This window comes from Blautia sp. TF10-30 (assembly GCF_003481245.1).
GTDB lineage: Bacteria > Bacillota > Clostridia > Lachnospirales > Lachnospiraceae > Fusicatenibacter > Fusicatenibacter saccharivorans.
In genome coordinates this window covers 146139-158806 of the sequence record NZ_QUKM01000004.1, presented here as the reverse complement: position 1 = coordinate 158806, position 12668 = coordinate 146139, and the positions used below count along the sequence as shown (strand labels likewise).

Sequence of the window (12668 nt, the reverse complement as noted above, 5' to 3'; positions counted from 1 at the left end):
TTTGTACAAAACTATTTTTCTTCGCGCAAAGGCATCTTAAAACTTTTCTATCTAAGCGCTGGAAGTCCTATATTTTGCATTTTTCTGGAAATTGCAGGCTTATTACTCTGCCAGTCCTTCTTTTTCCCCCCAACTTTTTTTGTACTAAAGTTGATGTTGCTGTTTTTCTTAAGTGTTGATCCATTTTTATTTGCCTGTTTCTTGGGTTTTCCAAACATTCCATCCAAAACATCGCTTTTTGGATAGCTCAATAATGGAGACTGAAAAAGATCTGTAAAAGCACTCAATGCATCCTCAATAGCGTCATTTTTCACACACACATTATATGTTTTAAGTTCGAACACTGTCATTATAGCATCGTAAACGCCTGCACCCATCGCTCTTGTTATATTTCCCGATTCCTGATACTCTGAATAAAACCCTTTCGCACCATTCGTCACAATTGAAAAAATAATTGCTCCGCCTCCTCCCAAAACACAACCAACTGCACTTTCTATGGCCGCTTCTACAAGTCCTTCTAAAGTTACTTTCTCATTTTCCAGTCCGCACTGTACTGCATATACAAGCATCCCTATGGCTACTTCCCGCACTAACTTCCATGGAGTGGTTGGTTCAAACTTCAGAATCCAAATCCCAAAGCTGCCGTCCTCATCCACCGCATTCACCGGATTGTTGCAACAATACACATACAGATTCTTGCCGTTTATGCTGAACATTTCCGCTTTTACAACATCAAAGTTGTCTGCACAAAGGAATCTGCACAGTTCCGGATCGTAATAGCGGCTGGCGGTGACATAGAGCTTGGTATCGTCATCATAGCAGTAAGCACGATAGCGGAACGGGTTGAGCTTTCCGATATTTTCTCCGCTGATATCGGTCAGACCAGTCTGTTTTCCCCATGCATCGTAAGAATAGTTTACTACCTGTTTTCCATCGCTGTCAATCAGTCCTATGACATCATTCTGGCTGTTGTACAAGTAATAATACTCTTTTTCTCCCTTTTTCAGCATCAGCGGGGATTTATCCGCACCGTAAACAAACTGAACCAGTACATCTCCATACTTCGTTCCCATCAGTTTGTTTCCGCACCAGTAGTTCTTATGGCTGATTCCGTTCAGGTCTTTCCACTGGACTCTGTGTCCTTCGCTGTCGTAATGGTAAACTGCTTTCTTTCCGTTTAAGGTCAGACTCTGCAGCAGGCTTCCTCTGTACCAGGTCAGTGTTCTTCCCTGATAAGCTGTAATGTTGCCGACCGCATCATAGGAAATGCTGCTGCCATTATAGGAAATAAGCTGATCTTTCCATCCTGAAGCACGGTAGGTAAACAGATCTGTCTTTACCGCATTGCCCAGTGTTCCCGTTGTATAGGAATACTCTTTTCTGGACGTCATATTCATTCCGGCATCGTAGGTATACGTAATACTCTTATTTTCCCATGCAGAATCCACACGGGTCAGTTCACTCAAAGCATTATACGTATATTTTACTTTCTGAACACCATTCTCGGAAATCGTAACAATATTTCCCACAGCATCATAAACAAAGGACAGTTTCTTTCCGTTATTGTTGATTTCTTTGAGAAGCAAGGTTGTAATTCCTGCTTTTCTTCCCGGCACAAAAGTGTACCTGTTCTTTCTGCAATGCAGATCGGCATGGAACTCGCAAAAAGACAGTCTGCTGCCTGATGGATTAACTCCATTCTTAAGGCAGTAGGCTGTCTTTTCCGCTATACCCGCTCCACTAATAACTGCTGCATCGGTGTGAGTGTTTCGGTTTTCAGTTCATTTAATTCCCTGATCTTATCCGTTGTCGTATAAAATTTCTTTGCGATATCCCACAGGGTATCCCCCGGCTTGACGAAGTAGCAGGTGATGCCCGGGAGGCTCTGCAGTTCTTCCGGATCTCGGTCTTTTTCTTCGACGTACTGCATTACCATCTCTTTTCTACGGCGGAAGACGAGGGCGTTCAGGTTCAGTACGACTTTGGCTTCGATGTCGCTGCTGTCCGGCATGGTTGTGGAGAGCTGGTCAATGGAGGACTGGAGTTCGTAGCGGCAGTCCGGTCCGATTCCCGGGACTTCGATGGTGTGGCGGAAAGGGAGGGCGGTTTCGGCGGCGTAGAATGGCATTTCATCGTCGCTCACGACATAGAGCGCCCTGAGTTCCACCACGCCGGTTACTTCGATGCCGTTTTCTACGATTCTTTCCTCGTCGATCTTGATTTTGCCGTCGCTGTGGCAGATCTGCAGAATTTTATTTTTCGGCACGCGCATCTGCAGTTTGTCGGTCAGGCGGCATTTGGAGGAATTGCGGATCAGAAGGCTCTCCAAAGTCTCCTCCTGCACTTTTGGAATGCATTCTCGGTGCGGATGGTAAACGTCCTGCAGAAGTGATACGGTTTCTTCCTGATACAGACAGATGTCAAGTTCGAGTACGGCCTCCGCCTGCAGGACCCGCTCCTCGCCGTCGGAATCGGGCTGGATTTCGAGTGTGGTCTGGCCGAGTGTGCTTTCGATCCGCGGGATCATCTCGGAGATGCAGCCCTGGCATTCCACTTCTGCCTGGAACGGGAGCGCCTGCTCCACCCACTGCAGCGGGTGATCCTCCTCGCCGTCGCTGTACAGACAGAAGACAAAGAGTTCTCCCTGCGCACTGACCCGCCCCTCCTCAGAGCGGAGATCGAGACCGCGCACTTCCAGATCCTGCCAGAGAATCTCGTGCAATTCCGGCTTGCCGGACGGAATCGTAAGCTCCTTTTTGACACGCAGCACATCTTTTTTCTGCACTGCAAGCTCAACCACGCGGTATTCCTGCCTTTTTACCGCGACGTCGCTCTCCCCGCGGATTTCCATCGGCACGGCAAGGTCGCACAGTTCCTCGATCCACGCGTGCAGCGTGACGATCGCGCGCACGCCCAGCTTCCGCGAGTTGATGAGATGCAGGTTCAGATCTTCCACTTCCCAGGTGATGCAGACCTTGTCGCCCCCTGTCAGACCATCGAGATGGATCGTCTCGTCGATCGGAAGCTCGCCGGAGAGCTGGCAGATCCGGCGCCGTTCGCCGTCGGAGACGTACAGCAGATGAAAGGTGAGGCCGCCGAATACACGCGCTTTTCCTTCCGAAATCTGCACATCCCCGATCGTCACCTCGCCTTTTTTCTGAATCATCCGCCCCACATCGGGCCTTGCGTCCGGCACATTGTAGTCCTCGTCAAACGTAATCTGTGACACCGCTTCGCTTTTTCTGCTGATCTGATGCAGAATCTTTTTTACAAAATCCATAAGGCTCCTCCCACTCTAATCCTCAAATACGACTGAGATTCCCGCCGCCGCTTTCGTTTTCAGCACGACGTAAGGGCAGGAGGCGGCGCCTTTCTGCTCCTCCTTTGCGGCAGGTCCGACGAGTTTTGTCCGCACGAAAACGGCGTTTTCCGATTTCGATACTTCTTCGATCTGTATGGAAAAGCCTCCGCTTTTCTGCTTTCCGTAGCCGCGCAGTATGTAGAGATCGTCCCCGCTCTCGTACGCCATCTGGAACGCGGATTCTTTTTTCTTACGCAAAATCTGATCGATTTCCGGCGGAAAATCGCCCGGCTTTACAATCGCATACGACAGTTCTTTCCGCTCGCCCTCGCTCACATCTGTGATCCGGCACGATGCCAGGAGCATCAGGATCACCGCCGCCAGAAGAACTCTTCCCCGTCTCTTTTTCTTCATCATTCCAAACGCCGCTTCCCGCTCTTTCTATCCATTGTATGACGGGCCACAGTCTTCTATGACGCAAAATCTTTTTCCGAAAAAGACGAAAGTTATTGCAACCCGCCCCATATATGACGTATACTGAAAAGTACGCAATAATTGAATATCACTATTTTTACCAAGAGGAGAAAAAGATTCATGATTCGTTTTATTCTGGTCATTCTGACCGCTTTTCTGTATCTGATTCTGTCGATCCCGGTGCTTCTTGTTCTGCTTCTGATCCGGAAGAAAAAGCCGGAGGTCTGTGACAAGGTAAGCCGCTCCCTGATCCGCTGGATTTTTCGCGTAATTCTGTTTTTTTCCGGCACGAAGATCACCGTAAAAGGTCAGGAAAATATTCCGAAGGACCGGGCTGTTCTATACATCGGCAATCACCGCAGCTATTTCGATATCCTTGTAACCTATACAACGGTTCCGGGTTCCTGCGGATTTGTCGCCAAAAAAGAACTTTCACGCATTCCGCTGTTAAAGAACTGGATGGAACTCATCCACTGCCTGTTTCTCGACCGTTCCGACATCAAGCAGGGTCTGCAGATGATTCTCTCCGGATGTGAGGAGATCAAGAGCGGCACTTCCATCTGTATCTTCCCGGAGGGTACCCGCGGCAAGACGGAGAGCGAGCTGGAGCTCGGCGAGTTCCACAACGGTTCATTCAAGATGGCAACGAAAACCGGCTGCCCGATCATTCCGCTTTCGATTTCCGGATCCAGAGAAATTCTGGAAGCACATTTCCCGAAGATCCGCGGTACCCACGTTACCGTAACGTACGGCAAGCCGATCATTCCGGGCGAGCTTACGAAGGAAGAGAAAAAAGAGATTGGAAATTATACGAAAAACATTCTATTAGAACAATTGAAAGAAAATGCTTGAAAATGCCAGACCCCTGCGATATAATAAATATATAAAAAGAAAGCACCCACTCCAAAGTGGATGCTCTCGAGAAAAGGGTTAAATGTTCTTACGAACACCGCCTATCCCGTTTGCCGACGGGGTAGGCATTTTTATTTTCGCTTATTTCTCTTATCGAGAAAGGTAAGCAACGCAATGATGAAGCCTCCGAAGGAAATCAGTAAAGCTAAGATTCCCAGAAAAACCATAATAATTTCGTATGCTGTCATTTACGCCACCTCCCTTCCTATGTATTCATTAGCTCGGGAGGCTACCACCCTGTCATGGGTACTTTCCAGTTTAAAATTTTATCATAATTTCTGTGCTGTTTCAAGCATCTCCACAATCTTTCCATATTCCATAAAATGCGATGCCTTTACCAGAATCTGATCGCCGTCCTGTAAGAGCTTCGGCAGTTCTGCCATCAGGCTCTCGCGGTCTGCAAAGTGGCGTACCTCAAGCTTCGAATCAGCCTCTTTTGCCGCTTTTGCAAGATGCTCGCAGAGCGGTCCCGCACAGTAGAGGGCGTCAATGCCGCAGGTTCCGGCGTGTGTGCCGACTTCGGCGTGAAGTGCTGCCTCATCGGTTCCAAGCTCGCCCATATCGCCGAGTACAGCCACTTTTCTTCCCTTCGCCTCTTTCAGAACATCGAGAGATGCCTTCATCGAAACCGGGTTTGCGTTGTAGCAGTCATCGACAACGGTGTATTTTCCTGTCTCGATGATGTGGAATCTTCCGCTCACCGACTGCAGTGTCTCGATTCCCTGTTTGATCTGCTCCAGCGTCAGCCCGTACATGCATCCGACTGCGGTTCCGGCCAGCGCATTGTAAACCATATGGCGTCCCGGAATCGGAATCAGTGCAGAAAAGCTCCCATGCGGGGTATGAATCCGGCAGGAAATGCCGCGGAAGCCCTGGCTCTCGATCTCATCGGCATAATATTCGTTTTTTTCATCCAATCCGAAATGAACCGGCTTGATGCCGTGAACCGTTCCAACAGTAGACAGCTTATCATCGTCCCCATTGATGATAATGTGCCCGTTCTCACGCAGATGATCAAAGATCTCGGTTTTTGCCTGTAAAATACCGTCTCGCGTCTTCAGATTTTCCAGATGGCACCAGCCGATATTCGTAATGACTGCGGTCTCCGGGCGTGCGATCTTCGCCAGACGGTGCATCTGGCCGAAATCGTCGATTCCCATCTCGAGAACCGCCATCTCATCTTCCTCACGCAGACGGAAAACAGTGAGCGACAAGCCCAGCTCATTGTTGAAGTTCGCATCCGTTTTCAGCACACGGTATTTCTGCGCCAGCACCGACGCGATCGTCTCTTTCGTACTGGTCTTTCCAACGCTTCCCGTAATGCCGACAACCGGAATATTGAGCTGCTGCATATAGTATTCTGCCATTGCTTTAATGGCCTCCATGGAATCCTTCACGAGGATATACGGGCATGGCGGTGTTTCAAGTTTCTGCTCGGAAATGACAGCAAGTGCGCCCTGGGAAGCCACGTTCGGGATAAATTTATGGCCGTCCACACGCTCACCCGGAATTGCAACGAAGAGACTTCCCTCTCCCGCTTTCCGGCTGTCCGTCACGATATCCGTGACTTCCGCTGTTTTCTTTTCTTCCGGTCCGAAGTAGATTCCGCCGCACACCTCTGTGATGTGCGCAAGTGTCATATTTTTCATGCGTTGTTACCTCTTTTTCTGAGAGAAAGCTGGATCAGCAGCTCGCAGAGTTCCGGATAGGAAATGCCGAGTACCTGTGCCTCCTGCGGCAGAAGGCTGGTCGGGGTCATGCCCGGAAGGGTGTTTGCCTCGAGGCAGTACATTCTTCCGTCCTTGCGCATCATAAAGTCGAGACGGCAGTAGTTTTCGATACCGAGAGCGGCAGCGCCGTCCTCTGCGTGCTTCTGCATTTCTTTCGTCTGCTCCTCCGTCAGTACGGCCGGGCAGGTATCAACAGTAGCTCCGGCTTTGTATTTGTTCGTGTAATCATAGAAGCCTTCGATCGGTGCAATCTCGATGATCGGGTAAGCCTTTCCGTCTACCACGCCAACGGAGAACTCTCTTCCCTCGATATACTCCTCAACGACAACCTCCGGTTCGTAGGAGAAAGCATCCTTCATAGCCTGCCAGTATTCTTCGTTCGTGTGTGCAATATAGACACCGACACTGGAACCGCCGCAGCACGGTTTTACGACAACCGGAAGCTCCAGGCCAAAGCCGGACAAAGGCTCGCTCTCCTGGCCTTTTTTCAGGGTCACGCCGTTCGGGGTCGGCACATGGTGTGCACGGAAGAACTGTTTTGTGATGGATTTGTCCATTGCGAGGGCGCTGCTTAAATAGCCCGTTCCGGTATACGGAATGCCGAGCAGATCGAACGTAGCCTGTACCTTTCCGTCCTCTCCGTTTGCGCCATGCAGGGCAAGGAAAACAACATCCGCTGCCTCGCAGAGTTCCAGTACGTTCGGTCCGAAAAATCTGCGGCGGGATTCGATCATTTCGTTTAATCCTGCATCAAAGCTGTGCATATATTCTGCTGCTTTGTCTATATCGTACGCCTCCTCTGCAAATACATCTTCCAGGTTCCCCTTCACATCGATACCGCAGAAAACGTCTACCAGAACTGCCTGATGGTTTTTCTCGCGGAGTGCCTTGCAGACCATAGTTCCCGATGTAATGGATACCGAACGTTCCGTGCTGGTTCCTCCAGCTAATACTACTATTTTCATCTATCAAAATCTCCTTTATTTGATGTGCTTCTGCTGTGATGCTTAAGCGTTTTTCCTACAGGCTGTTTTTCTGTGTAGGCTGCGGCCCGGTTACATCATCCAGGCTATAGTATACGATAACCGGGTCACCAATTTCAATAGCATTGAACACTTTTTCTGCTTCTGTGTATGGGGTATTCACACATCCGTGGGATCCGTTCGTCAGATAGATGTCCCCGCCGTACTCGGTACGCCAGCTCGCATCGTGGATTCCGACGTCGCCGTTAAACGGAAGCCAGAACATGACATGGCTCGGATAGAGCTTGAAATCACAGTCACTTTTTTTCGCATCCACCGCCCAGACACTGCCTGCCGGAGTGTCATAGCCCGTCGCATGATTGCCCGTTGTGACCGGTGTTTCCGTCACCAGAACGCCATCCTTGTAGCACCACATTTTCTGCTGGGAAATGCACACCTCGACGTATGTATTTCCGATATCATTCGCCGAACGGTCATTTGCCGTATAAAGGTAAACCGGATCGAGATTTCCCTGTGTTTCGTCCTCGATCGCCTGCAGAAGTGCCTGCGTCGTCTCCTCCTTGTCGATGCACCAGCCGTAATCGCCGCCCGCATTCAGGTTAATGGTCGCGCCAAGACTCGTTTTGAAGGTATGCGCCAGCCCGAAGGTGTCCGTCTCATACGCCATATGGCGCACAAAAGCTGCCGCTTCGTCCTGCGAAATCGTGTAGGTTCCATCCTCCCCCTGTACGAGCCAGCTCTGTAAGGTCGCCCGGTCTATGGCATAGCTGTTTTCACCGATTGCATACGTGATCCGCGCCGCTGTCAGGTGGTTCAGTTCCGCCATTTTCCCATTCAGTGCTTCATCATCCTGCGTAATGTCCGGTTTCCGGTAAACATCTTTTTCTTCCAGATCCACGCTCGCCGCTCCGGCATCCAGCGCCTCGATGACAGCCTGCTCCGCCTTCTCATAGTCCACCTGCGCGCCCTCTGTTTCCGGCACAATGACGTACGAGGTTCCGTCATCCGTCAGATAAGCATCCGTCGGCGCTTCCTGCTGTTCTTCCTGAAACCCTTCCATCGTCTGCAGTTTTTCCTGCACCATTTCTTTGTCATAGACAGAGTCCGCCGCCACCTGGTTTTCCTTGTCTTTCCAGTAAAACGCAGGCCAGGCAAGGGTATTCTGGGACTCCAGCAGTTTTTCCACCGCGTGGTCGTCCACATACGTGAGGCCGATCTCCGTGCCGCTTAATGTCTCTGTTTTTCCACCGCGCTCGGTAATGCTGAGTGTATAATCCACAATGTGCTTCTGAATTTCCTCTTTGACCTGCTCTGCGGTCAGCCCTGCGCAGTTCAGTCCGTTGATCGCGGTTTTCGGGAAAAAGTGGGATGCATAGTAATGCCCCACGCCCGCGTAACCGCCTGCGGCCGCAAGGAGTATGAGTCCTGCGGCAATTCCTATTACTTTCTTTTTCATGTTTTTCCTTTCTGTCCCATAGAAAATTTCTTTTTAATTTTCTGATAGAAAAAAGCCGGAACTCCCACACCAGAGTTCACAAAAACTGTGTCCCCCGGGAGAATCCGGCTTTTGTATTTTTACTTATCTGTTATTTGCTTTCCAGAATCTTATCCACGCTGACCAGTTTGACACTCAGCACGAATACCTGACCTGCGATTTCCAGCTCTTCCGGTGTCGGGAAGGACGGTGCGATACGGATATTGGAATCCTGCGGATCGTTGTGATATGGATACGTTGCGCCCGCGCCTGTCATGGTAAGACCGGCCTCTTTTGCTTTTGCAACGATCTTCTTTGCGCATCCCTCCATCGCATCGAAGGAGATGAAGTATCCGCCGTTCGGTTTTGTCCAGGAAGCGATGCCAAGGCCGCTCAGCTCCTGATCCATTACCTGCAGAATTGCCTCGAATTTCGGTCTTAAGATCTCAGCATGCTTTTTCATCTGATTCATCACGCCGTCCAGGTTCTGGAAGAATTTTACATGGCGCAGCTGATTCAGTTTATCATGACCGATGATCTGGAAGTTCATGTACTCCTGTGCCTCTTTGAGGTTTGCCTCAGAAGAAATGAGAGCTGCAATTCCGGCTCCCGGATAGCTTACTTTCGAGGTGGATACGAACTCATAGACCATATCCGGATTTCCGGCTTTCTCGCACTCCTCGATGATGTTCAGCAGATGATCCTGTCTGTCATCATACAGGTGATGGATAATGTATGCATTATCCCAGAAAATACGGAAGTCTTTGGCTGCCGGTTTCAGGTTTGCAAATCTTCTGACGGTCTCATCGGAGTAGGTGTAGCCCTGCGGGTTGGAGTATTTCGGTACACACCAGATTCCCTTGATGGCGTCATCTTCTGCAACGAGTTTTTCTACCATGTCCATGTCCGGTCCTTCCGGCGTCATCGGAACATTGATCATCTCAACGCCGAAGTACTCAGTTACACCGAAGTGACGGTCATAGCCCGGTACCGGACAGAGGAATTTTACTTTGTCCAGCTTGTTCCACGGAGTGCAGCCTGCAACGCCCTTCAGGAACGAACGTGCTACGGTATCAAACATAATGGTAAGGCTGGCGTTTCCGTAAACGATGACGTTTTCCGCCGGAACCTCACAGATATCTCCGATCAGTTTTCTTGCTTCCGGAATACCGGTCAGCACGCCGTAGTTCCGGCAGTCGGTTCCATCTTCTGCGAAGGTGTCTTCATTTTTCGAGAGAACGGTAAGCATTCCTTCCGTGAGATCTAACTGGGCTGCTGCAGGTTTTCCTCTGGAAATATTCAGATTGAGGCCTTTTGCTTTTACCTCTGCAAATTCCTGCTCCAGTCTGGCTTTCTCGGCAACTAATTCTTCTTTGGTCCATTCGATATACGGTTTCATGAAATGTCCTCCCTTGTACTTTCCTTACCCGTTTTTCAGGTTTCTTGCTCAACTAAAGACCATTTTACCAGATCATGAGTTTCTGTCAAGGAGAACTTGCATGTTTTATGCACTTTTCGGCATTTTATCCCACTTTTTTGCAGTTTCATACTTCATTCCCTGCAATTCAGCCAAATGTTTTTCGTATGACGGACATACGTCCGCTGCCAAAAGATGTTTTAAACGTTGTCAGACTGCCATCTTCCCGATGCACCGCACGGCAGAACAAGGCCGGTCGACTTGACCGGAAGGCCGATTTCCTGTGCTTCTACGTGTCCTTTGTACTGTTTTAATTCCAGGGAAATCATGTACGTCAGGACAGCCGGTGCAAGTCCTGTCGTGTAAGAATTCACAAGGAAGAACAGCGGGTCATCGCTTAAGAGCTGCGTGCAGAGCTTGATGAACGGATGAATCGACTCCTCGATTTTCCAGATCTCGCCCTTTGGTCCTCTTCCGTAGGACGGCGGGTCCATGATGATCGCGTCGTAGTGGTTGCCTCTGCGGATCTCGCGCTCGACAAATTTGGTGCAGTCATCCACAAGCCAGCGGATCGGCTTGTCCGAAAGGCCGGACACGGCAGCGTTCTCTTTTGCCCAGTTGACCATGCCTTTGGATGCATCGACATGTGTGACGCTTGCGCCTGCTGCGGCCGCTGCGAGCGTTGCGCCTCCCGTGTAGGCGAACAGGTTCAGCACTTTAATCGGGCGGTTGGCACGGCGGATCAGATCGCCGAACCAGTCCCAGTTCGTTGCCTGCTCCGGGAAAAGGCCGGTGTGTTTGAAGCTGAACGGTTTCAGGCGGAAGGTCAGGTCTTTATAGTTGATCTCCCACTGCTCCGGCAGATGGAAAAACTCCCATTCTCCGCCGCCCTTGCTGCTTCTGTGATAATGACCGTTTTTCTTTTTCCAGCCCGGATTTTCTTTTTTCGTGTTCCAGATGACCTGCGGGTCTGGTCTTACCAGAAGGTAATCTCCCCACCGCTCCAGTTTTTCTCCGCCGGACGTATCCAGCACTTCATAATCTTTCCATCCATCTGCTATCCACATTTTATTGGTTTCCTTTCTCTTTTATCTCAAAATTTATCGTGTTCTGAATTGTACGTTCCTATGATACCATAAAAGTATTGTTTTTCCAAAACATTTCTTATATCATAGTTCTGGGCATCCGCGCATTTGATCCGGAAATCTGCCCGTGGAAAGGATTTTTCTCATGGAAACCGTACTCTTATATCAGATCAAAGGAACGAAAACAGCTGCGCTTTTAAAGCCGGTTCTCTTAAAGCTCGGTATCCGCGTACGCATTGTGGAACCGGAACAGTATCTCCAGTCGATCGGATTTCTTGCCGGAAATAAAGCATTTGCAGAATCCCCCGAAGCCTATGACGGCGCCGGATTTGAAGAACCAATGATGGTCATGGCCGGCTTTTCCGAGCGGAAACTCGATCTTTTTCTCACCGAAATGCGCCGGAAAAAAGTGCCGCCGATCGCCCTCAAAGCCATCGTCACAACGCAGAACCAGGCGTGGAATTCGCTGCAGCTCTACAGAGAATTAAAAGAAGAACACGAAAAAATGAAATCGTACCGGAAATAACTGGTCTGGTCAAAAAATCCGGAATTGGAACTTTTTCTTCATGCCACCACTCCCTATAATAGGGTGCAATCAAGGAACGAAAGTTCCAGATACCAAAGGAGTGAGTTGTTATGAAAAATGAAAAAGTCTGGAAAATCGCAATGACAGGTGTCTTTGCAGCCCTTTCCTACGTTGTCTTCACCTTCCTGCAGTTCAAAATCTGGCTGCCAGGCGGAGATGCCACCTCGATCCATTTCGGAAACGCTGTCTGTGTGCTCGGTGCACTGATTCTCGGCGGTGTTTACGGCGGAATCGGCGGTGCGATCGGCATGACCATCGGAGATCTTCTCGATCCGGTCTATGTGGTATACGCACCAAAGACCTTCATCTTAAAATTCTGCATCGGCCTCATCGCAGGACTGATCGCACACAAAATCGGTAAAATCAACGAGCAGACCGATCAGAAACAGATCTTCAAATGGGCACTGCTTGCAGCCATCGGCGGACTTCTGTTCAATGTGATCTTCGATCCGCTCATCGGTTACTTCTACAAACTGGTTCTCCTTGGAAAACCGGCAGCAGAGGTTACCTTAAGCTGGAACGTAGCGGCAACTTCCATCAACGCCGTACTTTCCACCATCGCTTCCGTTGTCATCTACATGGCACTGCGTCCGGCTCTTCAGAAATCCGGACTGTTTAGCCAGGCAAAGGCAGCAGCGAAATAAAAAAACAAATTTCATTTACGCGATATCCAAAAAAGTCACCATGTTCTATTTCGAACCGGTGA

Annotated in this window: 12 protein-coding genes; 3 read left to right on the top strand and 9 right to left on the bottom strand. The window is 49.7% G+C overall.

The window, feature by feature from the left end; genetic code table 11:
* Positions 1-47: 47 nt before the first annotated feature.
* From DXD02_RS06005 to DXD02_RS05995, 3 genes are all read right to left on the bottom strand, one after another.
* On the bottom strand, positions 48-1616 hold the full coding sequence (locus tag DXD02_RS06005; RefSeq protein WP_118666549.1) for an RHS repeat domain-containing protein: 1569 nt from the start codon (positions 1614-1616) through the stop codon (positions 48-50).
* Positions 1617-1726: 110 nt separating this feature from the next.
* On the bottom strand, positions 1727-3280 hold the full coding sequence (locus DXD02_RS06000) for a DUF3794 and LysM peptidoglycan-binding domain-containing protein (protein ID WP_055268114.1): 1554 nt from the start codon (positions 3278-3280) through the stop codon (positions 1727-1729).
* Positions 3281-3295: 15 nt separating this feature from the next.
* Positions 3296-3718 (bottom strand): protease complex subunit PrcB family protein, encoded by a 423-nt coding sequence (locus DXD02_RS05995; protein ID WP_117509843.1) that lies wholly within the window; start codon positions 3716-3718, stop codon positions 3296-3298.
* A gap of 177 nt (positions 3719-3895) precedes the next feature.
* On the opposite strand from DXD02_RS05995, the gene DXD02_RS05990 reads away from it, so the two are divergent.
* Entirely contained in the window at positions 3896-4627 is a 732-nt protein-coding gene (locus DXD02_RS05990) for a lysophospholipid acyltransferase family protein (RefSeq protein WP_055228029.1), read from the top strand.
* Between the two features lie 131 nt (positions 4628-4758).
* Here the strand turns inward: DXD02_RS05990 and DXD02_RS15790 are convergent, their stop codons facing one another.
* From DXD02_RS15790 to DXD02_RS05965, 6 genes are all read right to left on the bottom strand, one after another.
* Complete coding sequence (locus DXD02_RS15790; RefSeq protein WP_226906323.1) at positions 4759-4875, bottom strand: putative holin-like toxin; 117 nt, start codon at positions 4873-4875, stop codon at positions 4759-4761.
* Between the two features lie 81 nt (positions 4876-4956).
* Positions 4957-6336, bottom strand: coding sequence for a UDP-N-acetylmuramoyl-tripeptide--D-alanyl-D-alanine ligase (locus DXD02_RS05985; RefSeq protein ID WP_117509842.1), 1380 nt, complete (start codon positions 6334-6336; stop codon positions 4957-4959).
* Positions 6333-7382, bottom strand: a complete 1050-nt coding sequence (locus DXD02_RS05980; protein ID WP_055228033.1) for a D-alanine--D-alanine ligase family protein — start codon at positions 7380-7382, stop codon at positions 6333-6335. Before DXD02_RS05980 ends, DXD02_RS05985 begins: the two co-directional genes overlap by 4 nt.
* Before the next feature lie 55 nt (positions 7383-7437).
* On the bottom strand, positions 7438-8856 hold the full coding sequence (locus DXD02_RS05975) for a L,D-transpeptidase family protein (protein WP_117509841.1): 1419 nt from the start codon (positions 8854-8856) through the stop codon (positions 7438-7440).
* Positions 8857-8986: 130 nt separating this feature from the next.
* Positions 8987-10273, bottom strand: coding sequence for a hypothetical protein (locus DXD02_RS05970; RefSeq protein ID WP_022461783.1), 1287 nt, complete (start codon positions 10271-10273; stop codon positions 8987-8989).
* A 218-nt stretch (positions 10274-10491) separates the two neighbouring features.
* Positions 10492-11358, bottom strand: a complete 867-nt coding sequence (locus tag DXD02_RS05965; RefSeq protein ID WP_022461781.1) for a class I SAM-dependent methyltransferase — start codon at positions 11356-11358, stop codon at positions 10492-10494.
* 163 nt (positions 11359-11521) lie between these two features.
* Between DXD02_RS05965 and DXD02_RS05960 the strand changes: the two genes are divergently transcribed.
* Positions 11522-11902: a DUF3783 domain-containing protein gene (locus tag DXD02_RS05960; RefSeq protein ID WP_022461780.1), complete on the top strand. Its 381-nt coding sequence runs from the start codon at positions 11522-11524 to the stop codon at positions 11900-11902.
* Between the two features lie 110 nt (positions 11903-12012).
* Complete coding sequence (locus tag DXD02_RS05955; protein ID WP_117509840.1) at positions 12013-12606, top strand: ECF transporter S component; 594 nt, start codon at positions 12013-12015, stop codon at positions 12604-12606.
* Positions 12607-12668 lie beyond the last annotated feature (62 nt).